Here is a 24,272-nt window from a genome sequence, read left to right on the forward strand (position 1 = left end):
CTTCGGGATCCGAGCGCCCGAGTAGGAGGTCCGTCCGATGAGGCAGCCGAAGCCACTGCCGACGGTGGTCCGGGGATGGGCGGAGCAGCGGATCGGCCCCATCCTCTCCGTACGGGACGCCTCGCACGACTGGGACCGTTCCCGGGTGTGGGAGGTGGAGGGCACGGACGGGGCGCACCGGTACGTGAAGGTCTCGCCCTCGGTGAAGTTCTTCACCCGTGAGACCCGCGCATACCGTCATGTCGTCCCCGCCCTCGGGCACAGCCGGGCACCCCAACTCATCGACAGCCGCGCCCAGGACCTGGCCCTGCTGCTCACCGCAGTCCCCGGTGCCCCGGCGAAGGAGCTCGGCCTGTCCGCCGGTGAGTGGCGGGCTGTGCACCAGCAGGCCGGAGCGCTGTGTGCCCGGCTGCATGAGGCCGGCGAGCTCGACCGTGCCGATCGGGTGGAGGCCGAAGCCTCGCTGGAAGCGGCCGCAGACGGAGCGGAGAAGTACCTGGCCCGCGCCAGCGACCGGCTCACCGAAGGTGAGCAGCAGCTGATCCGCGACCACGCTGCCCAACTCCGCCGCGTCGGCCCGGTGCCCGTCGGATACATCCACGGCGACAACCAGCCGCGGAACTGGCTGTGGTCCGAGGCCGGGCTCGCCCTCGTCGACTTCGAACGAACCCGACCGGCCGCCTGTGTCCAGGACCTCGTCATCCTCGCCGCCACCCAGTGGGTCGACCACCCCGACCGCGAGAACGCGTTCCGCCAGTCCTACGGGCGCGAACTCACTGATGCCGAGCGGCACGCCTTGCGCTGCCTGACCGCGCTGGACGCAGTCAACTGCCTGGCCTGGGGCCCGGACAACAACGACCAGATGGTCACCGCCCGCGGTCGTCGGACCCTGGACCGGCTCATGAGGGAGAGCCGGCCGTGAGCACCGTGCACCGGAGTATCGGGAACGTCATGGTCCTGCTCCAGCGTCCTGGCGACGGCTGGGTCCTGACCGTCCGGCACCGGGCGACCTCCTGGCACTCCCCCGGGATGCTCACGGTGGTCGGCGGGCGTCTTGAGAACGGTGAGTTCCTCAACGAAGGTGCCTCGCGAGAACTCGCCGAGGAAGTCGGCATCCACGTCGCCCCGGATCGCCTGCGGTTCTGCCAGCTGCCCCACTTCCACGCCGCGGACGGTGAGCGGGTGATCGGCGCCGTCTTCGCGGTGCCGGAGTGGGAGGGCACCCCGTACAACCGTGAGCCGCGCACGCACAGCGAGCTGGTGTGGGTGGACCCGGCGGCCCCGCCGCCCGACTGCCATCCCTTCACTCACGCGGTACTCGCGCACTTCGCCGTCGGCCAGCTCTACGGCAACGTCACCGCCCCGGAACTCCTGGGCGGTGAGGGCCGGTGACCGCCTCCACCCAGACGTCGAAGGCCCCGAGGTGGACCTCCCCGGGCCTGCGCCTGCTGGTCGGAAGCGAATGCGCGAGCCTGTCCGGATCGGCAGTCAGCGCCGTCGCCATCCCCACCCTGGCCGTGCTGGAGCTCCACGCCTCCACCACCCAGATCGCCGCGCTTGCCTTCCTCGGACAACTGCCGAACGCCATCGTGGCGCTCCCGGCCGGCGCGCTCTCGGACCGGTACCCGAAGCGCCCCCAGATGATCTGCGCCGATGTGGCAGCCGCGGTAGCCCTCGTGACCATCCCGGCCGTCGCCGTGGGCGACATGCTCACCATCGGTCAGCTGTACGCGGTCGCCGTCGTCCTCGGCATTGCCAAGATCGTGCACGGCTCGGCATCCATCAGCTACCTGCCTGTCCTGGTCGAGCCCCACCTGCTCCAGCGCGCGAACTCCCGCCTCGGCGCTGCCTCGTCGGTGGCCGACAGTGCGGGAAACAACCTGGGCGCCGCGCTGATCGGCACGGTCGGCGCGGCGTGCTCGGTCATTGTCGATGTCCTGTCCTACCTCGTCTCCGCCTTCCTCGTCTGGCGCATCCGCACACCGGAGCCGACCGCCCCGCGACCGCAAGGCCGCCGCAGCCTCGCGCGGGACATCCGTGAGGGCCTGCACTACGTGGCTGGGCAGCCGACGATCCGCACCGTGATCGCCGCGCTGTCCACGCTCAGCTTCGGGTTGGCGATCATGAACACGTACTGGGCGTACTACCTTCTCGCCGTCCTGAAGGTGACCCCGACGGCGTTCGGCTTAATCATGGGTGTCGGCGGCGCCGGCAGCCTGGCCGGAGCCCTCCTCGCCCCGAAGATCGCCTCCCGTATCGGCATCGGCCCGACGATCATCGTCGGGTTCGCGGTCAGCCCTCTGGCTCAGGTGCCCCTCCTGCTCGCCGGGCCCGGCCTGCGTTGGCAGACCACCCTCGCCCTCGTCCTGGCCGTACAGCTGTTCTGGGCAACCGCGTCGGGGACGAGCCAGAGGTCCCTCAGACAAACCCTTTGCGACCCTCGTTTCCAGGGGCGAATGCAGGCCGCCAGCACCACCATGACCGCCGGCGCCCGTCCGCTCGCCGCCGCAGCCGCCGGAGCCCTGGTCCTCTACCTCGGCGTACGCACCACCCTCACGGTCGGCGCGCTCTTCCAACTCGTCCCGGTCGCTCTCCTGCTCCTCTCCCCCGTCCGCACGATGCGGGACATGCCCGCCCCGCCCCGGCGCACAGCGCTTCCCTCTGCCCGCGAAGGATCCTCATGACGATGACCGCGACCGCCGCGTACTGGGAGCCCCTCTGGGCCCAAGGCCGCCGGTACCGGCAGCTCGACGAACCCGAGACACGGCTGCTGGACGAGCACCTGGGACCCGGTCGAGGGCGGCCGGCCCTCGACATCGGCTGCGGCGACGGCGCCTTGACCCGTCACCTCCACCATCAGCTCGGATACCGCGCCACCGGGATCGACTGCTCCCCCACCGCCCTCGCACTCGCCGCCGCGAAGGACTCCGCGGACAAGCCCGGCCCGCTGTGGAAGTGCGCCGACATCGGGGCCGGCGACCTGACCGCCTTGCCGGAGCCCGCGTACGCGGTCATCACCTGCCGTCTGGTCTACCGGTGGCTCGAGGACAAGGCGGCGTTCGTCAACCGCGTCCGCCGCCTTCTGGTACCCGGCGGGGTCTTCTGGGTGGTCGCCGAGATCGCCGGCCGCCGGGAGGACGCCGCCCCGCTCCAGGGCCTCGGGATCAGCCCGGCCGAGGCCGAGATCCTCACCGTGGGCTGGTCCGCCGTCCGGACCCATGACCGTGACGTGCTCCGCTGCTACGCCTTGCGCCCCTGACCGCCCCCATCCTGCTGGAGGACATGTTGATGGACATCGAGAGGCAGACCGCCGGAGTGTGGACCACCTACGGGGCTCACCAGCTGACCGTGTGCCCGGACCTGCCGGAGATCGAGCGGTGGGACTGGGGCATCACAGACACCGGGCCCGGCATCGAGGCGCTCGGCGACGTGACGGGGCTTCGCATCCTCGACCTCGGCAGCGGACTGGGCCGGCACGCCGCGCGCCTCGCCGCTCTGGGCGCCGAGGTCACCGCCGTGGACGCCTCCCCCACCCAGCACGAGCGCGCCCTCACCCGATACCCGCACACCCGCGGGCTGCACTTCATCTGCGCTGATGCCGTCGCCCACCTTCAAGACGCGGCCCCCTACGACCTGATCTACTCCATCAACGGTCTGCCCTACCTGGACCCGAACCGGCTCCTGCCCGCGCTAGCCAACGCCATCAAGCCCGGTGCACGCCTCCTGTTCTCCGCGTTGCACACCAACTCCGCTGGCGCCGGACCCTCGACGGCCGTCGCCCCACGCTCGGAGGACTTGCGGCTTCCCGGCACCACCCAGAAGCACCCCGTCCACATGTGGGTCCTGACCCCCCAGCTGTGGGAAGACCTCCTGGTCGAGCACGGCCTCACCCTGGAGAAGGCCACGGCGATCGACGAACCGCAGCCGGGCAACCAGGCCTCCTACCGGCTGTATGAGGTCCGGCGTCCGCAGAGGGTGCCGAGCCGCCAGCGCACCAGTACTCCACCGCCTCCACGCGCGTTCGTGGGAGTCGGCGTGATCATCCACGGGCCGGATGGTGTCCTGCTGGGCCAACACCGTCGTGGAACTTTCGAATTGCCGGGTGGATCGGTTGAACCCGGCGAGACCTTCGCCGAGGCCGCCGTACGCGAACTCCACGAGGAGGCCGGCATCGTGGCCGATGTCGCCGACACCGTCGTGCTGGGCACCCTCCTGGCCCGGGTGGGTGACATCGTCCGGGTGACGGTGCCCGTCCTGGTGACCCGGTGGTCCGGTGTACCGCTGCAGTGCGAAGAGACCATCGGGGCCTGGAAGTTCTGGCCCCGGGACGCGCTGCCCCAGCCTCTGTTCGTGCCGAGCGCGCAGTGCCTGACGGCATGGGATCCGACACTCCGCATCGACCACGCGCCCGCCGGCTTCCTGGCATACAAGGCCGCCGACCGCGCCTAGGGAGCGATCCCACCGGCCGCGCGTCTCACACCACGACCTCGAGGAAGGCACCACCTACCGTGACACCAGCGCGTTCTTCATCCCTGCCGTCCCTTCTGGGAGTCTTCGGACACCCGGACGACGAATCCCAATTGGCCGGCGGCGTTCTCGCGCAGCACGCGGCAGCAGGCGCGGCGACCGCCGTGGTCACCGCCACCTGGGCCCCCGACAGCCACCGGGCCGACGAGCTCGCCGACGCCCTGGCCATCCTGGGGGCCGGGAAACCGCGGATGCTCGGCCTCGCCGACGCCCGAGTCCCCGACTCCGCGCCCGGCCGGCTCCGGCTGTGCGACGCCCCGCTGGATGAGGTGGTGGAAGGGATCGTCGAGCACATCCGTGCCGTGAAGCCCCAAGTCATCATCACCCACGACGCCTACGGTCAGCTGACCGGCCACCCTGATCACGTCCGCACCCACCAGGCCACCGTCATCGCCTTCCACGCTGCGGGCCTCGAACACCGCTACCCGCAGGCGGGCGCACCCTGGCAGCCCGCCGCCTTGTACACGGCCACGCACCCGCACTCGGGAGTGGGCAAGCTCGGCGGGCTCCTCACGGCGGTGGGGAAGACGGTACTGAGCGTGCCGGACGAGCACGTCACCGCGACGGTCGACGTGACCGCCTGGTCGGAGCAGAAGATTGCCGCGATCTTGGCCCACCGCAGCGAAGCTGCGCGGGAACGGCCCCTTCCCGGAATCCTGGCCCGCCTGTCCGCCCCGGCACGGGAGTCGATCATCGCGACGGAGTTCTACACCCGTCTCGATGCCGCGCCTAAATCGGTTCGGCAGCGACAGCTCACCATGTGACATGCCACTGGGTTACCTATGGTCAAAAGGCCGGCGTACCTGAGGGTCGAGGTGAACGCCCAAGGCCGAGTAATCCGCCGGGGACCTGTACATCAGGCTGTGGCTCCACACCTGTCAGGGCCAGCTACGGGGCTGGCGGCTTGCGGTGACAGCCGGTTGGCCTCGGCAGGACTTGCCCAGGCGGGGCGGGGGCCGGCTCAGCCTGCGCCGAGCTGATCCCATGGAGCATCCGCTGGGCAGCGGCATAGTCGGCGGCCACCGTCTCGGGCACCCACCGGTATCCGTCCCAGCGGGCCATCAGCCGGGGCGCGGTCGGATTGACGTGCGCGCCCCAGCCAGCGGATCCGTCTATCGGCAAGGCTCGCAGCGTGCCGACGCGGGCGGCCCTCCGGGCTAGGAAGTTCACGGCCCACTCTTCAAATGGCTCTTCGGCCACACTCAGCAGTGGCTTTGTTCACGAGAACAGGTTCTGGCACACATTCCGTGAGGACGATCAATGGCCCTGGGACTCGTCACCATCCGCAGGCCATGCCGTTCAATCAGCTCAGCCCTCGGTGTTCGAGCATGACTCGTGGGAGTAGCGCGTGTCGCGGTCCCACCTCCCCGGTGATGCGTTTGTATGTCCGCGGTCCGGAGGGGCTCGTTCGGGTCCAGCCGTCCCGAGGGAAGCTGATAGTGCCCATGCCACACAGGCTTCTTACGCCGTCGGCTGGGTGCCCCGTCCCGGACGTCTCAGACGGCGAACTCAATGCGGCTGAGGGAGACGAACACGGCGACGACGGCGATGACCCACAGCGCCAGGGTGCCGAAGAGCGCCCCGCCCGCCGTCCAGGTCCCGGGGCGGCCCTTCGCGCTGCCGATGACGCCGCCGATCAGCGCCCCGAGGGCGGGCACTCCGGCGATGACCATGGCGGCGTGCTCCAGGCCCAGCTTCGTCTCGTGATTGCCCCGCCAGTCGGAGCCGCTCTTGTTCGCGAGGGCGCTCTGCGCGCTGTGGTACCAGAAGAGCACTGGGGGCAGCAGGAGCAGGACCGTGAGGACGAGGAGCACGACGGCCGTGCGCCGGCTGTGCGCGTTGCCTGCGTCGCCGGTCGTCGGTGCGGGGGAGTTGGTCACGCGGCGATCCTGGCCCGGGGGTCGGCCGGGCACCATCCGTACGCGTACTCAGCTGCGCTCCGGTTACAGGGGGGGACCTGAGGTCCACTTCGACGGCTGACCGGACAGCGAGTTGGCCGAATCGGGTCAGTTCCTTCCCCGTGGCTCGCGCGCGGCTCTACGCTCGTCCGATGGCCGGATACTCGAAGCCGGGCCTTGGCGCTGTCGACCGGGGGAGACCGTGGACATCCCGACGCTGATCCTGTTGGGGACGGCGGGTGGTCTGCTGCGCGGGGTCTTGGACCTGTACACCCGGTTCGTGTCGTGGCAGGCCGACCGCCGCGTCCACCGGCAGTCGACCGCCGAAGGGGTGGCGCAAGGGGCACCCCCGCAGTTCGGGGCGTACTTCGACCCCGCCGTCGACATCGTCGCGGCCGCCCTGCACAGCGTGCTGGGCGCCGGGGCCGCCGTGCTGTTCGGCACCACGGGACAGATCAGCGGCGAGTACGCCGCCCTCGTCGTCGGAATGTCGGCGCCCATCCTGCTCACCCAACTCAGCCGCATCCAGACGGTGAACGAGGCGCTGACGGGCGACCGGCAGCCGGCAGGAGCGGCGGAAGCGGTCACGGAGCCCGGGGCGCCTCCGGCCATCGGTGTCGTGAGCGCGGGCGGGGCGGACGGCCCCGGCACCGCAGAACCCCGGGGCACCGCAGAAGCCCCCCGTGCCGCAGCTGCCGCGGCCCCGTCCCGAACGGAGCCCCCGCCCGCGCCCTCGCCCGCCGCGCCCCCCGCCGACCCGGCCCGGCCTCCCCTCCCTGCGGAAGGTCCCCCGTTCCGCGCGAGACCGACGCCTCCCTCCAGGCCGGCCGTCGCGAGCGCGGATGCCCGCACGCCGGATTCCCCGTCCGGCGACATTCCCGCGGGCGGGACACAGCTCCCGGATCCCGCGCGCCCCGGGGGCACTCCCGTCCCCGCGGACCCCGCCGACGGAACGAGCCCTGGCTTCGACGGCCGAGGCGCGCCACGATGGCGGCAGAGGCCGGCGATCGGGGAGGAGGGGCTGTGAACAACGCGCCACACCTACTCAGCGAGGACCGCCAGGAGTACGAGCGGATCCTCGACGAGGCATTGCGCACCGCCCACGAGCGCCCGGAACTGGCCTCCCTGGGCCAACGGCTCAACGAGGAGCAACTGCGCACCATGGCGCTCAACGCCTCCGCACTCCTCACGGCGGCCGCAGCGGCCGAGTACGACCACTATGTGAAGGCCCGCAGAGAACGCCGTGAGGTGAAGTTCCCGCACACGCCCTCGGACACGGTGTACTCGTCCTCGCGTTCGGCGTCCGCCCCGGCCCCGTCTGTAGGACGGCGGCTCGGCGCGGCCGTCCTGGGTGCCGGAGCGCCCGGCGCCCGCCGGACCAGCGACGCGGTCGCTCCGCCGCGGTGGGCCGGGATGTCCTACGGCCGCCGCCTGCTGGCAGCGCTGCTGGGCCTGCACGTACGCCCACCGGCACCGGCACCGCCGGCGGCCGCCCGCACGCGCCCGGTCGGCCGCGAAACACCGGCGCCGGACGCGACCGAGGCGGCCGGAACCGGTGCGTTCGCCGTTTTCGCCGTCCTCGCGCCGGTCCTGGCCGGCACGGCCATGCTGATCTTCCTGCTCGTGGGCTACATCCTGAAGATGATCGAGCCCGAACCGGCCTTCGCCGACACCATGGTGACGGCGGGCTGGCTGTTGGGCGGCCTCACAGCCGCCGCGCTGCTCTTCGCCGTGATCGGACTGCTGGTCACGGCCGTCCGCAACAGCCCGACGGAGGTGGTGGCGGACGAGACCGAGGCGGTGCCCGACGAGGTGTCACTGGCCCGGGAGGCATGGCGCAACGCCCTGCTGGAGCGCGGAATCGTGCCGTTCCTCCGCGACGCGCTGGCCGAACCGAGCTCGTACCCGTCCCCCCGGACGCCGGGGGCCGGGCGCATCCCCAGCCTGGGGTACACCCGGCCCGACTTCACCAGCCCGGGGGCCCCTGCTCAGGGTCCCCGTCCCGGTTACGCGCCTCCGGACTTCACGAGCCCGGACTTCGGCGGCCCGGAACATCAGTCGGAATGAGACGCCGAAGTCATTTGTGACTCGCAGCGATAGGTGTCACCTCCGTGGCCCTCGCGGTGCAGTTTCTCGGTGGTCAGCTGGGAATCAGCACCACGCAGCCGTCCCGGCCGTTGCGAAGGACCTGAGCGGGAAGACTGGCGGTGATCATCTGGCTCAGCGGGCCTTTCGGCGGCGGAAAGAGCCCAGACAGCGCCACCGCCGGTAGCCGCCGTCACCTGGCTCCACCACGTCGGGAACGCCATCGACACCACCGCCCTCACCCCTGACGAGACCCTCCAGCGGGCCCTCCCCCACCTCCGGGCCCACGGAGCCCCGACCCACGTACCCGAAAGCGATGCGCGATGACATTCAGCACGACCGCCAAGTCGTTCCGGTTGGGCACCCGGCCCAGCCCCATGGCCATGGAGCAGACCGGCCGCTTCGCCCGGGCCCTGCGCCTCCAGTACCCGGACCTCGACCTCGAAGTCCTGGAGATCACCTCCGAAGGCGACCAACACCGCGGCCCGCTCGCGGAGATCGGCGGAAAGGGTGCGTTCACCCGCCGGGCCGACCAGTACCTCCTTGACGGCCGTATCGAGGCGACGATCGCCTGCGCCAAAGACATCCCCGGTCCCCATGACCGGGCCCCCGGGATCATTGCCGGAGCGGTCCTGCCCCGCGAGGACGTGGCCGACGTCCTCGTCCTGCCCTCCGGCCAGCCGCCCACCACCCTGGCCGACCTACCGCCCGGCACCCGCGTCGGCACCAGCGCACCCCGCCGGGCCGCTCTCCTAAAGGCCCTCTACCCCCGGCTTGTCGCCGTGCCAATCCGGGGGAACGCGGACACCCGCCTGCGCGCTCTGGACGACCGGACGATGGGAGCGGACGCGATGATCGCCGCGCTGGCCGGACTGCGCCGCCTGAACCTCGCTGACCGGGCCGCTCAGATCCTGGATCCGGCGGTGTGGCTGCCGGCGGCGGGCGCCGGGATCGTCGTCATCGAGCATCGCGCCGCTGACCACACCACCCGAGCTCTCCTCGCCCCGCTCACCCACGCCGCCACCCGCACGCTCTTCGACGCCGAACGCGCGGCCCTCGCTACCTTGCACGGCGGCTGCATGACCGCGGCCTCCGCCCACGCGGTCGTCGACGAGGCCACCGGCCAGCTCACCGTCTACGCGGTCGTCCTCGACCCGACGGGCCAGGCCCCACTGCGCACTTCCGCGACCGGGCCCGCCACCGAGCCAGCACCCGTCGGCCAGCGCGCCGGCCTGCAGTTGCTCGACGCGGGCGCCCAGAGGCTCCTCGGGCATCGGCCATGACCCCGCCGCCCCACCCAGCGCAGCGGCAGACCGAGCCGGAACCATGTTCGCCGTGCCCCGGGCTCGTACCGAGGTCCCCGCAGCGGCCTGAACCCTTGCTACGGTCGTGGACTCGCTGAGGAGGTCTGATGGTCGAATCCGCGCCCGCAGCCGCGCCAGTGGACTTGCGCCACCAACCTGTTGATTCGGTTCTGACCCGGGTGGAACAGGGACTGGACGTCCGTCTGGACAGGGACACCGTGGTGCGTAAACGCCGGTCCCTCGGGGCCCGTTCGGACCGGGGAACCTGGGTGCGGATCGAGCGCCGGGGCTTCGAGCGGATCGGTGAGCAGGGCTGGAACGGCACTGAGGCCGCAGCGGTGTTGCGGGGCGTCGTGATGCCCCAGTGGTACCAGGGTGTGGCGTGGCGGGAGGCGGGCGAGCCGGCGATGTGGCGGGCTGACGAGCTGGAGTTGGTCGCCGCCCGGGCCATCGGGAAAGGCGCCCTCCTACGTGAGGATCCTGGGCTTCCCGAGACCTGGTGGGCTGGGCTGAACGACTCTCTCGACGCCCTGTCCCCGCAGCACACCTTCCGGGTCGCGACGCCGGACATGGAGCGGATCACGCAGGAGCTGGTCACCCGGAAGCTGGGCGAGGTGTTCCCAGAGGTCACTCGCACCACGGTTGAACGGTGGGTTCCAGCGCACGGCGATCTGACGTGGGCGAATGTGATGGGGCCGGAGTTCTGGCTGATCGACTGGGAGGACTGGGGCATGGCCCCCAGGGGCTTGGACGCCGCGACGCTGTGGGGGAACGCTCTGGCCGTCCCGGACCTCGCGGACCGGGTCCACCGCGAGCGGCGGGCCGACCTGGAGAGCCGGGACGGCAAGCTGATGGCGCTGTACTTCCTGGCGAAGATCGTGGGCCCCTACGCGTACGAGGACGTCCCCTGCTGGTGCCGGCGCGGAAGGAAGCAGCACGGCTGGTGGGTGACCTTCAGCCCTAACGCTGATTCCCGGCCGGGCATCGCAGCCCCTCGCCACGTCGACCAGGACACCATCGTTGTCCACGCGATCTACCCGGGGCGTCGCTGATCGCCGGAGGGTTGGGATCGCGGCGGACGAGACGGCGATCAAAGGGGCATGGCAAGGGCAGCTATATGGAGCGACGGTCCTTCGCCACCGCCCGCAAGCTGTGGCCCGAGGTCGAGATCATCTGTGCCTCGGAGCCGCTCGAGCTGGACGACTACCTCAAGAGCATCGGCGACGAGAAGCTCGTCCTCGACATGCTCGTCGGTGATCTCCAGCGGGTGATCGAATATCCGCAGAACGGGTTCGCCATCCCCCAGGATGTCCCGGAGGACGTGCATGACGCGTACGAATCCCTCATCCGCGACGGCTTCACCAGCCGCCTCATCTCCTGACGTCCCAGTTCCGGGGAGGCTGTGTGCCATCCACCAGCCCAATCTATTCCCTCGGCTGACGACACTGGCCAAACTGTTCGCGGCGGATACCTGGATCGTCCTCGACGACGTCCAGTTCACCCGCCGCGACTACCAGCACCGCGCCCGCCTCGCGGCCCTCGGAGACCCACAGGCATCACGGTGGATGTCGATCCCGACTCATCTGCCCCAGGGCCGACAGACACTCATCCGTGATGCCCTGATAGTTGACCCCGACCTTGCCCTGCGCCGAACCACGGCCATGCTTCAGCAGTACTACGGCGCCAGCCTGCACTGGCCCACCCTCGCCCAGGCGCTGGAGCCGATGGCGGCCGCCTTCGGCAGTAGCCGGACCGCGGCCGTCTCTGAAGCCTCCACCCGAACCCTCCTCGACCTCCTCGGCTGGAAGGGCCAGATCCTCCGCAGCAGCGACTTTCGCTCCATGCCGGGCCGGTCCCAGCGGCTCGCCGACCTCACCACCGCCGTCGGCGCACGCTCATATCTGTGCGGAACCGGCGGCATGAAGTATCTGGACGTGGCCCCTTTCATGACTCAGGGGATCGCCATCACCCCGTTCCTGACTCCGCCTGCCGGGGTTTGGGCTTCCGGACACCGGATCACTGTCATGTGGGCCCTGGCGACGCTCGACCCCACCGCCGTGGCGGGGCGACTGCAAGCCGTCGCCGCGGCCCAAACCGTGCTGGCGACGACCGCCTGAGCATTCTTATCTGTAGCTCCCCCACCCTCGAGGGGGAGAGGAATGTACTCAGGCGCGTACGGCTTCATCGGACCCTGGCAAGATCTTCGTGAAGCGGGGATGCGCCACCGTGCGCCGGTGACGCTCGACACGGGAACGGGACCATCGGCGGGTGTTGATGAAGTCGTACGGGTGATGTCTCCGCACCGGGAGACGGTACGGGTGGAACGAGTGTGGGTGGCAGCGTGTTCGACGAGGTGAAAGTCTCAATTGTCCAACGCTCCGCTGCCGAACCGTCCATCCTGGACACATGACTTCCACCGGTCCCGCCAGAGCGAACGAGCCGCAGGCAATCACGGCGGTAACGCGACGCGACATCTTCGACTACCTGCGCGGGATATCGCGCCCCTGGTGGGGCAAATTGGATGAGGTCACGTTCCTGGAGAACCTCTACGACCTGGACCGCCCTCCAGTCGGCGACAGCCGGCTTCCGACTGTCCGCGCCGATATCCAGCAGCACCGGTTCAACAACGACGACCTGCCCGACGACTGGATCTTCGAGGACTCCCGCTTGGAGCTCTCCCACGGACCGGACGAGGTGCTACTCACCTTTCTGGCACGGATGGTCCATCCTGAAGTGGCGGCTGACGTCCAGGAGGCTATAAAGCACGTCGAGCAACTGAACGTGCTTCTGGCGCCGGACGGATGGGGCCTGCGTCCGCGCGAGTTCCTCTCGGGCCGCCCCCTGTACGAGCCGGTACGGGTTCCACCGACAGGCCCGCTGATCCCGCTGCCGCTGGAGAACGAGGACACAGGCAAGCTCGACCTTGTCCTCGGCCAGGCTTTCAGTCTCCTGGACTGCGCTGGCGAGGAGACCGCACGCGACCTGGTACGTACCGCGGCCCTGACCCTCCGCCGTGATGGCGGCTTCTTCCATCCCATACCTGGTGACAGTTGGACGGAGGGAACCTGCGAGGCGGTCCTGACAGTGGAGCGCGAGCTTCTGCCCACCTGCACCCCCGAGGCGGAGGAGGTGATCTGGCGGACGTTGCAGTCCGTGCTCGTCCAGCTTGGGCGCATCGACGTCCAGAACCTCGTGGTCGAAGGCGACAGCCGGCCGCTGCCTAACATCCCACCGGACTGGCGGACCCAAGCTGTAGCGCCCGCAACCCCCATCGTTCGAGGCTTCCGCGTCCCCTTCTCCACCACCGAGTTCGATGTCACCCGCGGGGACTTCACCGACCTGGAGATCCGCGGTTCGCAGGACAGTGGTGGGTTCCGCTACCTCTATGACACCCGTGTACGCCGGATGATCACCGACTTCGTTCTCGACGACCGGCCGCAGGTAGCGACTCTGTGCAGCGTCACCATCATCAAGAAGGGCGACACCTTCACGCCGAGGATCAAGCTCTGGAAGAAGGACAAGAAGACCGGGGAAGTCTCCGCCACGCAGACACTGCCTGAGACAGGAGCCACCAGGGCAGTCAAGGCGCTCGTCGACACCGGTGAAGTCCACGAGAATTTCTGGAAAGTCATCAACTTCCTCCAGGGCTGCAGTGGAATGAGCACACCTGGCGGTTCCCTCCAGGTCGTGGCTGGCGACGAGGCCCAACTGGCCCAGTTGCTGACCGGCCAGGACCGGACGACGGTTCTCGGTGCGGTCAGGACAGCCATCGGTGGCGGCCTCACAGAGGAGGACATCCGGCTGCTCAGCAACCGCAAGGAACAGCTCCAGAGGTTCGAGCGACTGCTGACCGATCCGGACTACTTCCGGCAGGAGGAGAGCCTGGCAACCACGCGCGGGGCGGAGGCAGTCTGGCAGGCCTTCTTCGAGGCTAATCAGTGGATATTCGGCTACGGCCTCAACCTCATCGCCTGCGAATCCATCAACGACGGCAAACTGGAACGCATCACCACCGGCGCCAACATCTTCGGCGGAGCTGGGAAACGCATCGACGCCATCATGCGGTCCAAGGGTCTGATCAGCAGCATGCTGTTCTGCGAGATCAAGACCCACGACACCGAACTACTCGCCAAGGCGCAGTACCGCGCGGGCGTCTACCAGGCGTCCAAGGAACTCGGCGGCGGTGTGGCGCAGGTGCAAAAGACGGCCAGCAAAGCCCAACAGCTCATCTCCAGTCAGTTCCTCACCCGGATCTACGAGGAAGACGGCACTCCGACAGACATCGAACTGTCCACCACCCGCCCGCGACAGGTCGTGGTGATCGGGAGCCTGCGCGAGTTCACCCACAACGGCGCCGTGAACCCAGAGAAGATGAGCTCCTTCGAGCTGTACCGGACATCCATCCAGGACGTCGAGGTGATCACGTTCGACGAAGTCTATGAACGGGCTTGCTTCATCGTCGAGGATCACTGAGCCGGACCGCTGCCACGGCGCTCGCCGACACTGCCGCCACCCGTGACGGAGTGATACCGAAGCATGGAGGGGCACCTCACACCCAGCCCGACCCCACCGAACTGGACTTCTCCACGGTCACCTGGGAGAAGAGACCGTTCAGCGGGGGCAACGACAACTGCGTCGAGTTCGGCGCGGTCGGTGACCTCGTCGCCATCCGTGACTCCAAGCGGCCCGAGCAGACTCCGCTCGTTTACACCCGCAGCGAGATCGCGGCGCTCCTGGCCGGCGCGAAGGCCGGAGCCTTCGACCACCTCGCCTGACTCGGCGGCCACAGCCGCACACGAAGCAGGCGGCCGACCCCAGCGCTAGTTGTTCTGTCCCGGGAGGTTGTGGACGGGTGAGCCAGGTCTCGGCTGAGGGATCTTGAAGGGGTGTGACCCAGATACGCCAGAAACCCGCCAGAACTTGATCTTGGCCTGCTGAGTGCCTGACGCTGTCGGGGATCTTGGCGATGACGGTCGGCCATGCCCTCGACATCTCAGTCTCCAAGATCCCCGACCTCGTCACCCGCGATCAGCTCTGCGTCTCCTCGCGGCGTCCAATAGCGGCCGCATCGGGTACAACGAGCAGCTTGCCGGTGGTACGCCGAGCCTCCAGATCGCTGTGGGCCTGGGCGGCCTCGGACAATGCGTAGCGGCCCGTTACGGTGACCTCAAGCGCCTTGGAGCGCACCCACTCGAACACATCGGCGGCCCGTCGGAGCAGTTCGGACCGATCGGCGATGAAGTCCCCGAGGCTGGGCCGGATCAGGGTCAGCGAACCGCCGTGGGCGAGCCGAATCGGATCAAACGGCGGCACGGCACCACTTGCCGCGCCGAAGAGCACGAGATGGCCGCGAGTTCGCAGGCTGGCGAGGCTCGCATCGAAGGTGTGCGCGCCGACGCCGTCGAAGACAACCGGCAGTCCCTGACCGCCGTTGAGCCGCCTCACCTCGGCTGCGAGATCGTCGACTGCGGAGGAAAGGATCACCTCAGCGGCCCCGGCACGCTTCGCCAGCTCGGCCTTCGCCGTGGTCGACGTCGTGCCGATCACCCTGCCGCCGAGATGGGTGATGAGCTGGGTCAAAAGCAGCCCCATGCCACCAGCAGCCGCATGCACGAGCACCGTGTCGCCCCCCTGAACCGGGTAGGCGTCCTTGACGAGATAGTGCGCGGTCATACCTTGCAGGAGCACGGCGGCGGCGGTCTCGAAGCCGATATCGTCGGGCAGCGGCACCAGCCGGGAGGAGTCCACGACGGCCCGCTCGGCATACGTGCCGGGAATCTCCACCCAACCGACCCGGTCCCCCACTGCGACGTCAGCGACGCCGGGTCCAACTTCGACGACCGTGCCGGCGCCCTCAGCGCCCGGGGTGAAGGGCAGCGGGAGGCTGTACCGGCCTTCGCGGTGGTAGACGTCGAGGAAGTTGACCCCGGATGCGGCGACCTCCACGACCGCCTCGCCCGGACCCGGCCGCGGCTGGTCCACATCGACCTCCTGCAGCACCTCGGGACCGCCCACTTCGTACACCTGAATCGCTCGCATGACTCTCCAATTCCGGCTCACATCCCCCACCAACCCCGTTGATGGCGATCCGATTCCTGGCAAGCAGACCAGGCCGCCGCCGACCATCCCGCCCTGCGGAAGGTCTGGGTCGACGGCGGCTACCGCCAGCACCTCGTCGAGCACGCCGCCACCCTCGGCATCGACATGGAGATCACCGCCCGCAAGCCCGGAACCAGGATTCACCCCCATCCCGTAGCGGTGGGCGGTCGAGCGGACCTACGGCTGGCTCATGCTCCACCGGCGCCTGGCCCGCGACTACGAAACCCACCCACACCGTTCCGAAGCCATGATCCACCTCGCCATGACCGACCTCATGGCCCGCCGCCTCACCGGCGAGAACACCATCTCCTGGCGCGACCCGACACCAACCCACCAAAGCCGCATCCAGGGATGAAACAACAGGACGAAACGACCTCTCGTCGATAGGCTCTCGGTCCGCGTGGACGATGCTCAGCCGCAGACCGCCGTACTCCCCCTGGCGGAAGGTGGACTGGAAGGAAATCCGGAGGAGGAGTGGGCTGTCCGGGGCCGCCGCGTAGTAGCTGTTGCCGACTACGGCACCGTTGTCGAAGGTGAGGGCCAGTTCCTGGGTGAAGAAGGCGTTCGGGGACAGCGCCATGGGCGCGGGGCCTCCTGGTTCGGCGAGATCAGCGGCGGGCAGCGGGGCGGGCCGGCGCGGGGAGCCGTGCACCGGGAACCGTGGTGGTCGACCAGCGGCGAACGCTGGCGGGACGTGCGGTCGGGGCTGTGCGGAAGCGGGCGAGGTCGAGGGGTGTGGGTGCGGGCGGCTTCGGCGGCACCACAGGTGTGAGCTGGGCGTACCGCTTGGTCATCTGAGACAGCTCGCCCTCCCACCGCAGTACGGGCTCGGGGTTGACGACGGCGGTGGCGGTCGCGGTGATCAGGTCCACCGGCGTACGGCTGCTGAAGACGGCGTACCAGGAGGAGTAGGAGCGCTCCGGCCCGCCCCACATTCCCCAGCGCGTGTAATTGGTGACCAGCTCGCGTTCCTGGTCGAGGGGGCGGCGGTCGTACCAGGCTCCGGCGAGTCCGTCCGGGGAGGTCAGCTCCAGGCGGCCGGGCGCGTTGTGGGTTCTCCAACCCGCTTCCAGCAGCGGACCGAAGGCCCGGACGACACCGCCGGGGCCGCGCAGGTCCGAGCCGTCGTCCCTCTGGTACGCGGCGACGAGCTGGCTGGTGAAGGCGGTGACGAATTCAGTGGGGGCCATGCTGTTGAATGCGGCAGCCCACCGTGGTGCACCGAAGTGGTGCTGGTACGCGCTGATCTTCCACAGGGCGTCGTCGTCGCCCTCTGGCATGTAGCCGATCCGCAGTCGCTGGTCGGGGGCAGGGAGGAAGACGTTTCCGTGGTCGTCCCAGCTCGGTTTCCATCCCGCGTCGAGGGCGGGCTGAAGACCGGGGTCGCCCTCGACGGTGGTTCCGGCCAGGTGGCGGGGGCTGACGTAGTAGTCCCCTGCGGGTTCGTCGGTATGAGTCATGGGGTCCTGGGGCATCGGCGCCGTGGCGGCTAGCTGAGCTCGTCGGCCGCGAGCGTGGTGAGGGTGATGTGGGCAGCGGTCTCGGCCAGTCGCTGCTCGACCTTGGCGACGTCGTAGCCGGTGACGACGTAGAGCCCGGCCCGCGCGACGTTGACATCGCCTTCGGGCGGCAGCACGATCTCGTCACCGGGGCCGCAGAGCCACTGGAGGCGCTCCAGCCACGGGGCGTTGGCAATGAACTGCTCGTCGACGCCGCGGTGGGTGAGGATGCCGGAGGCTTCCGGGTACAGCAGAGTGATGCCGGCGGCGCGGATGCGGGAAGGCTCCAGGTCGGGAGTGGCGCCGCAGGCGAGATCGGCTGCAGCGCGGGGCAGGTCGATCCCCGTCGCGAGGCGGACCAAGTGGCCGATGAGGTCGCCGCCGATCCTGCCGTTGACCTCGATGATGCGCGGACCGGTGGCGGTCAGGCGCATTTCGACGTGCTGGACGCCGTGGTCGATGCCGAGGGCCCGGATGGCTGCGGCTGCGATCGGCGCCACCTGGTCGAGGAGCGGATCGGCCCCGTCCACGGTGTGCCCGATCTCCTCAAAGTACGGGGCGAAGCCGAGTTGCTTGCGGGTGACGGCCACGGCGGTGGTGGTGCCGTTCTGGGTGACGCATTCGAGGCTGATCTCTGGGCCGTCGAGGTACTCCTCGACCAGGACGTCGCGATTCTCACCGCCGTGCAGGGCCGCGCCGGTGGTGGCGAAGGCCAAGGCGCCGGGAAGTTCCTCCGCCGCGTCGACCCGGATGACGCCGACGCTTCCGGCCTGACCGGCGGGCTTGACGACGACCGGGTAGCCGATCCGTTCGGCAACGAGAGCGGCCTCCAACAGGCTGGCTACCTGGACGGAGCGGGCCGAGGGAACCCCGTGCCGGTCCAGGAGGGCGCGCGTGACGTGCTTGTCCCGGCAGTTGTTCATCACCGCAGGCGAGTTGGACTTCACGCCGAGGGCTTCGGCGAGGTGCGCGGTGGCGACCAGTAGGACTTCGTTCCAGGTCAGGACACCGGCGATGCTGTGTCGGCCGACCAGGGCCTGCCCGGCGGCGAGAAGAGCATCCGGGTTGTGCGGGTCGGCGACCTCGTGGTCGATGACGTGAGGTTCCTCCCAGGTGATCGGGCCTGGGGTGATGACGACGACGTCGTAGGCCGCAGCGACCTGTTCAAGGCAGTAGCCGCGGTAAACGGAATCGCCGGGGGCGACGACGAGGAGGACGGAGGGCTGGTAGGTCAAGTACAGCTCCAAAGAGGGTGGGGTACAGGAGCAGTTCAGCGGTGCGCGGCACTGTGGCCGTCAGCTGCGGCACCACGCGGAGTGGCTTGTGTCGGGAGCGGAGGCGCGACGGCGGGAGCTGCTGCCGGCGGGAGGGGCACCCGTCGGACGAGCGTCTTGGCAAGCTCGACGGGGTCGATGCCTGCCTCCTCGGCCTGCATCCCCAGCAGCGCTTCGACTCGGTCTTCCGGGAGTGCCGGGTGGTTCGGCGTGTACATCACGGTCCACTCCTCCTTGCAGAAGATCACAAACGAGGCGAGGTGCATGATCGTTGTACGCTCGGCGTTGGCCCCCGGGGGCGGGACGAACAGCTCGACGCCGTTATCCGTCATGGTCTGGAATCCGAGCCGGTCGAGCACCGTGACTGCCTGCGGCAGATCGCCGAGCAGGGCGATCCACAGCGGTCGTTCGTGACCGGGGGTGTGGCCGTACAGGATGTCGATGCTGGTGGTGGCGTCGATGACGGGTCCTTGCGGTCAAGGGTGTGGGGAAGGTGAACGGGGCGGTCAGGCCGCCTGCGCGTACGCGGACTGACCGGACAGGGCGGGGTCGCGTCGCATCCGCCAGAACGCGGCGGCCAGCCCGAGGGCCTGCAGTGCGCCGCAGACGGTGAGAGCGTGTCCGAGCAGGTTGGCCGGGGTCAGCGCGACGAGCAGGCCCGCCACCGGGAAGGGCAGCAGCATGATGAGGATCGTGACGGCGAGCGTGCTGCCGAAGACGGCTTCGGGGATGAGCTTCGAGCGCAGCGTGCGCAGCACGACGGTCATGCCGCCCTCCCCTGCCATGAGGACCGCGACCAGGACGAGCAGCTGCGTGTAGGCGTCGGCCTGTGCGACGGCGATTCCGGCTGCCGCGGCGATGGCCGCGCAGACCGCGCCGACGGGCCATAGCCCGGCGCGGTCGATGGCGAAGCGGCAGACGGCGACGGCGAGGAGGGAGGCTGCCGCGGCGGCGGACCAGATCAGTCCGACCGAGGCGCTGGTGTGGCCCATCTGCTGCACGATCAGGACGGGGGCGGCGGCCTGGAGGGTGCCGGTGCAGATGTTGGAGCCGGTGAGTCCGGTGATCAGCCAGGCCAGTGCTGGGAGCGAGCGCAGGGTGGCCCAGCCGACCCGGAGTCCCTGCATGGGCGAGGCGGAGACCTCAGCGGTGCGGTGGTGGCGGTCGCGAGGAGCGAGGGCGGCGGCAAGCAGGGAGAGTCCGGCGATCGTGAGGAGCATGCCGGTGCGACCCGCGTACTGCAGGAGCAGTCCGCCGGCGGCGGGGCCGGTCAGGTTCGCGGTGTTGTCGATGCCGAGGAGGACCGACTGGATCTTGTGCTCAGCGTCACCGGCCTTGCGTCCTGCGAGTGCCCCTGCGGTTTCGGCGGCCACGTAGCTGTATTCGGTCAGTACGCCGGTCACCGCGGCCAGAGCCATCACGGCGATGGTGGCGGGCAGTCCGTCGTCGACCAGGGTGAGCGCCGCGACGGCTGCCAGCAGCACCAGGGCTCGGAGGGTGGCGGCCATCCGGAAGACTCGCGTACAGCCCCATCGGTCGACGGCCGCGCCGGCCCAGGAGAAGGCGGCGAGTCGGGGCACCCACTCCGAGGTGAAGGCGATGCCGGTCAGGGCAGCGGATCCCGTGGTGGCCAGGACCAGCAAGGGGATGGCGTACGTGGCCATGCTGAAGGACACGGCATCCGCGCAGCGCGGCAGGTAGATACGGCGCATGATGCCGAAGTTGGGGATACGGGCGTGGCGGCCACCGACGGCTCTGCGGCGAATCATGATCACTTTCAGCGGGAATGCGGCCCGGTCAGCGGCGGCCGGGGGCGGTCAGCGGGCAGGAAGTGGCCCACGATGCGAAGCAGGGAGACGGGCGGGGAGAAGCGCTATCGGGGGAAGCGCGTCGCACGGGTGGAGCCGATATGGGCCGGCCGGAGGGCTGGGCCACCGACGTGGTGAAGCTCTGTGGTCGGCCTGCCCGGACGGCGGCTCGCGGCGGCCATGACGACCTGCGGGTGGGCGGCTGCCCAGTTGGTGAGGACAGCCAGCGCCTGGCCCAGTTCTCCTCCGGCCTCGGTGAGCGTGTACCAGCCGTTGGGGCCCGTGCCGATGAGACCGGCGTGAAGCGCACGCTGTGCCCTGTATCCGTACGACTTGACCGAGGGGGCTTCGAGGAGGCTCACGGTGTGACGGTCGCGCAGCAGGGCAAGGCTCGCTTCGACCCGGGTGACGAAGTCGGTCTGCGAAGTGGGGTAGTGATGCCGCCGTGCCCAGCGGGACAAGGCTTCGTAGACGTCGCCCAGGTCCCGGCCGGCCTGTGTGAGTCCGACGGGGCTGTCGTCGTCGCGGTGCTCGCGAATCTGGAGGAGCCCACGCTGGCGAAGGGTGCGTAGCCCGTGTTGCAGGCTGTCTGCCGGGATATCGGGGAAGGTGGCCTGAGCGGCTCGGTGCGGGATGGGCCCGTTGTCGTCGATCTCGCTGATGATGCGCGTTGTCCACCGTAGGCTCAGCATCGCGGCGGCGCTGACCGCATCCGCGGTGGGGTGGGGGGTGCTCATCGGGCCCGGCCCCCCATCGAGGAGCTGGCTGCGGCGGGGCGGACGGACTGGGCGTGGGAGAACAGGTTGCCCGGCCGAAGAGTCGTGGCTGGCGGGGCTGCAGCAGGGAGGGAACGGTTGGCCGCCCACCGGCCCTCGGGGAGCTGCGGATCGGGGGCGGTCCGCTCGGCCCACAGCGGATGCTCGGCCTGGGCCCGGCGGCCGGCACCCCACGCGGAGAGCGAGCGGAAGACCGGGGCGAGTTCCATCCCCTGGGCGGAGAGCTGGTAGTCGCTGTGGCCGAGCCGTTCGACGAGTCCATCGGCGACGAGCTGGCGCAGCGGCGAGTACAGCAGGGCGGCGTTCCCGTCGGGGAGCACCATGGCGGCCAGGTCCCGGCCGGAGGCGCGTCCCTCTGAGCGCAGCGCCCACAGCAACGGAGTGGCGTGCTTGGGCGTGATGAGGGTCAGGACGTCTTCGGCGTTCTGCGCCGGGGGTAGCCGCTCGACCTCCAGCTCGCCGGTCTTCCGGTTCGGCTTCGTCGCCTTGTCCAGGTGGCTGTCGCCGTAGGACGCAAGGGCAGCGATCACACCCGTGAGGGCCTGACCACGAGCCGACAGGCGGTAGTTGACGTGGCGTACGTGCTCCTGGCGCCGATCAACGAGGCCGTCGGCGGTGAGACGGGCGAGCCGCGGGGCGAGCTGGCCGTCCTGGAGCATGCCCAGGCGGGGCTTGATCTCGGTGTAGCGCATCGGCTGGTCACTGAGGGTCATCAGCGTCCATACCGTCCAGCGCGGGCTGAGCATCTCCAGGCTTTCACCGACGCGGGCGAGGTCGGCGGTAAGGGGGCGGGGCAGGCCGGTGGTGGGCAACGGAGGTCTCTCCAGGGGTGCGGGACTGCGGGACGGTGTCAGTGAGTGCGCGCGGCCGGTGCGGTGCGTGCAGCGGGGGCAGGCACCGTGGCGGCGGGGGGTTCGTTTCGGCGGAGGCCCTGCAGCGCGGCCGTGAGGGCCTTGGTGTGGGCGTCCCGGGCAGTGACGGACTGACTCAGCCGCTGGGCGCAATCGAGGATGTGGCCGGCGGCGAAGGGCCCGATTTCTCGGCCTTCGCCGGTGAACTGCCGCAGGCGGTCCAGTTGGAAGTCGATGTTCCGTTCGGCGAAGACGAGGTCGGCGTGGATGCCGAGGAGGGCGCCGAGCAGGGTTGTTGTGGAGGCCCCTTCGGCATGGCGCACAAGGTCGGTCAGGGGCTTGCCGTAGAGGGATTCGATGCGGTCACGGAGGGCGTTGGATGTGTCGTGGGGCAGTGCTTCTCCTTCGCGGGTGACGGGTCGGCACCGGGGCAGCAGCGGGGGCGGGCCGACCCGTCGGGGGTGGTGGCCGGAGGTGGTGCCGATCGGGTCCGGCTGACGGCATGGAGGTGAGGATGTTGGTGAGCGCGGCCAGTAGTCCCACCCGCGCGTCGACTGCGGCCTCCAGCCATTGGGCGTCCATCCGCAGGTCGTCCGGGTTCAGCTCTCCGAGATCCCGTTGCGGAGCGGTGGACTGATGCACGCGGTCACGGACCCGGGCGAGATGTTCCTCGGCAACGGCGAGAAAGGCCCGGAGTTCCATCACGCGGTGCAAGGCGGGCTCTGCAAGGCCCGATGTGGCGCGCTGGTGCAGGAGGCCGACCCGGTGTCCGAAGGCCGACTCGATCGCCTGATCCTGTGTGGTCGGTTTCAACGAGCCCGCCCCTGAACTGCGTTGCTGACCCTGTGCGGCTGGGCCACCGCGACGGCGAGACCCTGAATCCGGCGCCAGGCCACCGTGCTCTGCCGGGAGCCGCGCTCGGCCGTGTCTGCCACGACGGTGTCGAGCAGCGCCTTCAGGATGACGGCGGGAACGTCGCGTTCCACGACCGCGGTGTCCACGCGGTGGGCAAGCTCCCACTGCCCGGGGTTGAGCTCCCCGCGCTCGGCGCCCAGGGCCACGACGAGCTCGTCCTCGGCCTGGCGCAGCCTGTCCTGCGCGCCGGACAGCCGGCCGTACCAGCGGAGCGCTTCCGCAGCCCCGGGACGGGACTGGCCCTGGTCGTGGTCGCGTGCGAGGTCCGGCAGCGTCCGCTGGAAGGTCGTTTCGATGTGCTGGGCAAAGAACTCCAGCACATCCTGCTCGCCGTTGGGCACAGAGGACTCCTCTCGTACAAGCTGGGCGGGGTGGGCTGCACATCTGGCGCCACAGCGCGAAGTGCTGCTTCCAGAATCCGGAGAATCCGTGAATTCCGAATTCACGGATCCGCTGGTAAAAGACCTTGCCCGGGTCCGGCCAATGCTGTGGAAGCAGGGAGGTCAGCGGCGGCGGGGAGAGGCTGGTCCGCTGGCGGACGGCGCCGGAACCACACGCTGGGGAAGGTGCGTTGTAGGCGGCTTCTGCCGAACGCCGTCCGGGTCGTTGAAATACGACACGGCGGCGTCATAGGTGGGGAATCCGCCTTCGCGCAAGGTGTGGGTGTACTTCGCGAGGTCTGCCTCTTCGACGAGAACGCGAAAGGGGTACGGGTCCGTTTCGTCGAGTGCTCGGAGCAAGACCGTGATCTGGGGCCGGTTCGTGTTGTCGTTGGTGTAGCTGTCGATCAGGGCGAAGGCATGGCCATCGCTGACAAGTCGGTCCTGCAGCGCAGTGGTCATCTCGTCGGCGGGCGTGGTGCCCATGCCCGGCGGTAGGCGAATCCCTTCGCGTGGGCAGCCCCTGGACACGAGCCAGGACTGGGCCATGGCCGGCAGAGGCAGCATGGCGTGCTCGAACGTGAAGGTTCTCTCGCCAAGGTCGCGGGCGATGTGCAGGGCGATGATCTGCGGCTCGCCGGGAATCCCCCAGGTGGCGGTCCGGTCGTGGAGGACGTGGAACCTGTGGCGGGCGTCGGCCGACTGGTGTTCAGCAAGCGCCGTCAGCATGTCCTCATCGGCCTCGATGCGGCCGTAGAAGCGTTCCTCGACCGCGTCGCTGGCTGCTCGGTAGCCGGCGAGCCGGAAGTCGGGTGCGTACTTGGATGGGGACACGAAGTCGAATGTCTCTCTCGGG

Annotated in this window: 25 protein-coding genes and 3 pseudogenes; 17 read left to right on the plus strand and 11 right to left on the minus strand. The window is 69.6% G+C overall.

Going from position 1 to position 24,272, the window contains the following annotated elements:
• Positions 1–37: 37 nt before the first annotated feature.
• The 6 genes from ACZ45T_RS12910 to ACZ45T_RS12935 are packed head-to-tail and all read left to right on the plus strand — an operon-like array spanning position 38 to position 5,291.
• The gene (locus ACZ45T_RS12910; RefSeq protein WP_468440426.1) at positions 38–922 is read left to right on the plus strand and encodes a phosphotransferase; all 885 of its coding nucleotides are present in this window, start codon (positions 38–40) and stop codon (positions 920–922) included.
• Positions 919–1,392, plus strand: a complete 474-nt coding sequence (locus ACZ45T_RS12915; protein WP_468440428.1) for an NUDIX domain-containing protein — start codon at positions 919–921, stop codon at positions 1,390–1,392. Before ACZ45T_RS12910 ends, ACZ45T_RS12915 begins: the two co-directional genes overlap by 4 nt.
• Positions 1,389–2,684 carry an MFS transporter gene (locus ACZ45T_RS12920; protein ID WP_468440430.1) on the plus strand — a complete coding sequence of 432 codons (1,296 nt, stop codon included), beginning with the start codon at positions 1,389–1,391 and terminating at the stop codon, positions 2,682–2,684. The genes ACZ45T_RS12915 and ACZ45T_RS12920 overlap by 4 nt, the downstream gene beginning before the upstream one ends.
• Positions 2,681–3,259, plus strand: coding sequence for a class I SAM-dependent methyltransferase (locus ACZ45T_RS12925; RefSeq protein WP_468440432.1), 579 nt, complete (start codon positions 2,681–2,683; stop codon positions 3,257–3,259). The genes ACZ45T_RS12920 and ACZ45T_RS12925 overlap by 4 nt, the downstream gene beginning before the upstream one ends.
• 29 nt (positions 3,260–3,288) lie before the next feature.
• Positions 3,289–4,449 (plus strand): bifunctional class I SAM-dependent methyltransferase/NUDIX hydrolase, encoded by a 1,161-nt coding sequence (locus ACZ45T_RS12930; RefSeq protein ID WP_468440434.1) that lies wholly within the window; start codon positions 3,289–3,291, stop codon positions 4,447–4,449.
• 59 nt (positions 4,450–4,508) lie between these two features.
• Positions 4,509–5,291, plus strand: coding sequence for a PIG-L deacetylase family protein (locus ACZ45T_RS12935; protein WP_468440436.1), 783 nt, complete (start codon positions 4,509–4,511; stop codon positions 5,289–5,291).
• A 124-nt stretch (positions 5,292–5,415) separates the two neighbouring features.
• On the opposite strand, the gene ACZ45T_RS12940 is transcribed toward ACZ45T_RS12935, so the two are convergent.
• Positions 5,416–5,727, minus strand: coding sequence for a DUF6087 family protein (locus ACZ45T_RS12940; RefSeq protein WP_468440438.1), 312 nt, complete (start codon positions 5,725–5,727; stop codon positions 5,416–5,418).
• A 296-nt stretch (positions 5,728–6,023) separates the two neighbouring features.
• Positions 6,024–6,407, minus strand: coding sequence for a hypothetical protein (locus ACZ45T_RS12945; RefSeq protein WP_030731846.1), 384 nt, complete (start codon positions 6,405–6,407; stop codon positions 6,024–6,026).
• Between the two features lie 220 nt (positions 6,408–6,627).
• Between ACZ45T_RS12945 and ACZ45T_RS12950 the strand changes: the two genes are divergently transcribed.
• The 8 genes and pseudogenes from ACZ45T_RS12950 (at position 6,628) to ACZ45T_RS12985 (ending at position 14,589) form a co-directional block, all read left to right on the plus strand.
• Positions 6,628–7,452, plus strand: a complete 825-nt coding sequence (locus ACZ45T_RS12950) for a hypothetical protein (RefSeq protein WP_051774689.1) — start codon at positions 6,628–6,630, stop codon at positions 7,450–7,452.
• Positions 7,449–8,492: a hypothetical protein gene (locus tag ACZ45T_RS12955; RefSeq protein ID WP_030731852.1), complete on the plus strand. Its 1,044-nt coding sequence runs from the start codon at positions 7,449–7,451 to the stop codon at positions 8,490–8,492. The genes ACZ45T_RS12950 and ACZ45T_RS12955 overlap by 4 nt, the downstream gene beginning before the upstream one ends.
• Before the next feature lie 341 nt (positions 8,493–8,833).
• Entirely contained in the window at positions 8,834–9,793 is a 960-nt protein-coding gene (gene hemC / locus ACZ45T_RS12960; protein ID WP_468440441.1) for a hydroxymethylbilane synthase, read from the plus strand.
• A 128-nt stretch (positions 9,794–9,921) separates the two neighbouring features.
• Positions 9,922–10,778: pseudogene (locus ACZ45T_RS12965) on the plus strand (hypothetical protein).
• 150 nt (positions 10,779–10,928) lie between these two features.
• Positions 10,929–11,195 (plus strand): annotated as a pseudogene (locus ACZ45T_RS12970) (YdcF family protein); the annotation flags it as partial.
• A complete protein-coding gene (locus ACZ45T_RS12975; RefSeq protein ID WP_468440443.1) occupies positions 11,140–11,931 on the plus strand; it encodes a WbqC family protein in 792 nt (263 codons plus the stop codon). The pseudogene ACZ45T_RS12970 and the gene ACZ45T_RS12975, both read left to right, overlap by 56 nt.
• A 289-nt stretch (positions 11,932–12,220) precedes the next feature.
• Positions 12,221–14,287 carry a Shedu anti-phage system protein SduA domain-containing protein gene (locus ACZ45T_RS12980; RefSeq protein WP_468440445.1) on the plus strand — a complete coding sequence of 689 codons (2,067 nt, stop codon included), beginning with the start codon at positions 12,221–12,223 and terminating at the stop codon, positions 14,285–14,287.
• Positions 14,288–14,337: 50 nt separating this feature from the next.
• On the plus strand, positions 14,338–14,589 hold the full coding sequence (locus tag ACZ45T_RS12985) for a DUF397 domain-containing protein (RefSeq protein WP_468440447.1): 252 nt from the start codon (positions 14,338–14,340) through the stop codon (positions 14,587–14,589).
• A gap of 253 nt (positions 14,590–14,842) precedes the next feature.
• On the opposite strand, the gene ACZ45T_RS12990 is transcribed toward ACZ45T_RS12985, so the two are convergent.
• Positions 14,843–15,997: a quinone oxidoreductase family protein gene (locus tag ACZ45T_RS12990; protein WP_468440665.1), complete on the minus strand. Its 1,155-nt coding sequence runs from the start codon at positions 15,995–15,997 to the stop codon at positions 14,843–14,845.
• Between ACZ45T_RS12990 and ACZ45T_RS12995 the strand changes: the two are divergent.
• Positions 15,920–16,268: pseudogene (locus ACZ45T_RS12995) on the plus strand (transposase); the annotation flags it as partial. The gene ACZ45T_RS12990 and the pseudogene ACZ45T_RS12995 sit on opposite strands and share 78 nt — an antisense overlap.
• 253 nt (positions 16,269–16,521) lie before the next feature.
• On the opposite strand, the gene ACZ45T_RS13000 reads toward ACZ45T_RS12995, so the two are convergent.
• From ACZ45T_RS13000 to ACZ45T_RS13025, 6 genes are all read right to left on the minus strand, one after another.
• The gene (locus ACZ45T_RS13000; RefSeq protein ID WP_468440449.1) at positions 16,522–17,373 is read right to left on the minus strand and encodes an SPDY domain-containing protein; all 852 of its coding nucleotides are present in this window, start codon (positions 17,371–17,373) and stop codon (positions 16,522–16,524) included.
• A 29-nt stretch (positions 17,374–17,402) separates the two neighbouring features.
• Entirely contained in the window at positions 17,403–18,647 is a 1,245-nt protein-coding gene (locus tag ACZ45T_RS13005; RefSeq protein WP_468440451.1) for an ATP-grasp domain-containing protein, read from the minus strand.
• A gap of 35 nt (positions 18,648–18,682) precedes the next feature.
• A complete protein-coding gene (locus ACZ45T_RS13010; protein ID WP_468440453.1) occupies positions 18,683–19,045 on the minus strand; it encodes a hypothetical protein in 363 nt (120 codons plus the stop codon).
• 147 nt (positions 19,046–19,192) lie between these two features.
• Positions 19,193–20,455, minus strand: coding sequence for an MFS transporter (locus ACZ45T_RS13015; protein ID WP_468440455.1), 1,263 nt, complete (start codon positions 20,453–20,455; stop codon positions 19,193–19,195).
• A gap of 104 nt (positions 20,456–20,559) precedes the next feature.
• The gene (locus tag ACZ45T_RS13020; protein WP_468440457.1) at positions 20,560–21,231 is read right to left on the minus strand and encodes a winged helix-turn-helix transcriptional regulator; all 672 of its coding nucleotides are present in this window, start codon (positions 21,229–21,231) and stop codon (positions 20,560–20,562) included.
• The gene (locus ACZ45T_RS13025; RefSeq protein ID WP_468440459.1) at positions 21,228–22,082 is read right to left on the minus strand and encodes a winged helix-turn-helix transcriptional regulator; all 855 of its coding nucleotides are present in this window, start codon (positions 22,080–22,082) and stop codon (positions 21,228–21,230) included. Before ACZ45T_RS13025 ends, ACZ45T_RS13020 begins: the two co-directional genes overlap by 4 nt.
• 146 nt (positions 22,083–22,228) lie before the next feature.
• Here ACZ45T_RS13025 and ACZ45T_RS13030 point away from each other — a divergent pair, with 146 nt between their 5' ends.
• Together ACZ45T_RS13030 and ACZ45T_RS13035 are read left to right on the plus strand one after the other, a co-directional pair.
• The gene (locus ACZ45T_RS13030) at positions 22,229–22,633 is read left to right on the plus strand and encodes a hypothetical protein (RefSeq protein ID WP_468440461.1); all 405 of its coding nucleotides are present in this window, start codon (positions 22,229–22,231) and stop codon (positions 22,631–22,633) included.
• Positions 22,634–22,757: 124 nt separating this feature from the next.
• Complete coding sequence (locus ACZ45T_RS13035) at positions 22,758–22,949, plus strand: hypothetical protein (protein WP_468440463.1); 192 nt, start codon at positions 22,758–22,760, stop codon at positions 22,947–22,949.
• Here ACZ45T_RS13035 and ACZ45T_RS13040 read toward each other — a convergent pair.
• Together ACZ45T_RS13040 and ACZ45T_RS13045 are read right to left on the minus strand one after the other, a co-directional pair.
• Positions 22,931–23,377: a hypothetical protein gene (locus ACZ45T_RS13040; RefSeq protein WP_468440465.1), complete on the minus strand. Its 447-nt coding sequence runs from the start codon at positions 23,375–23,377 to the stop codon at positions 22,931–22,933. The genes ACZ45T_RS13035 and ACZ45T_RS13040 overlap by 19 nt on opposite strands.
• Before the next feature lie 162 nt (positions 23,378–23,539).
• Positions 23,540–24,250 (minus strand): hypothetical protein, encoded by a 711-nt coding sequence (locus ACZ45T_RS13045; protein ID WP_468440467.1) that lies wholly within the window; start codon positions 24,248–24,250, stop codon positions 23,540–23,542.
• Between the last annotated feature and the right edge of the window lie 22 nt (positions 24,251–24,272).

It is taken from the genome of Streptomyces sp. NPDC030995 (genome assembly GCF_055571215.1).

Coding starts and splice junctions, on each gene's coding strand:
- ACZ45T_RS13035 (WP_468440463.1), top strand. CDS start 22,758: ATGCACGCGGTCACGGACCCGGGCGAGATGTTCCTCGGCAACGGCGAG.
- ACZ45T_RS13015 (WP_468440455.1), bottom strand. CDS start 20,455: ATGATTCGCCGCAGAGCCGTCGGTGGCCGCCACGCCCGTATCCCCAAC.
- ACZ45T_RS12980 (WP_468440445.1), top strand. CDS start 12,221: ATGACTTCCACCGGTCCCGCCAGAGCGAACGAGCCGCAGGCAATCACG.
- ACZ45T_RS12910 (WP_468440426.1), top strand. CDS start 38: ATGAGGCAGCCGAAGCCACTGCCGACGGTGGTCCGGGGATGGGCGGAG.
- ACZ45T_RS12930 (WP_468440434.1), top strand. CDS start 3,289: ATGGACATCGAGAGGCAGACCGCCGGAGTGTGGACCACCTACGGGGCT.
- hemC (WP_468440441.1), top strand. CDS start 8,834: ATGACATTCAGCACGACCGCCAAGTCGTTCCGGTTGGGCACCCGGCCC.
- ACZ45T_RS13000 (WP_468440449.1), bottom strand. CDS start 17,373: ATGACTCATACCGACGAACCCGCAGGGGACTACTACGTCAGCCCCCGC.
- ACZ45T_RS12975 (WP_468440443.1), top strand. CDS start 11,140: ATGACGCGTACGAATCCCTCATCCGCGACGGCTTCACCAGCCGCCTCA.
- ACZ45T_RS12925 (WP_468440432.1), top strand. CDS start 2,681: ATGACGATGACCGCGACCGCCGCGTACTGGGAGCCCCTCTGGGCCCAA.
- ACZ45T_RS13020 (WP_468440457.1), bottom strand. CDS start 21,231: ATGAGCACCCCCCACCCCACCGCGGATGCGGTCAGCGCCGCCGCGATG.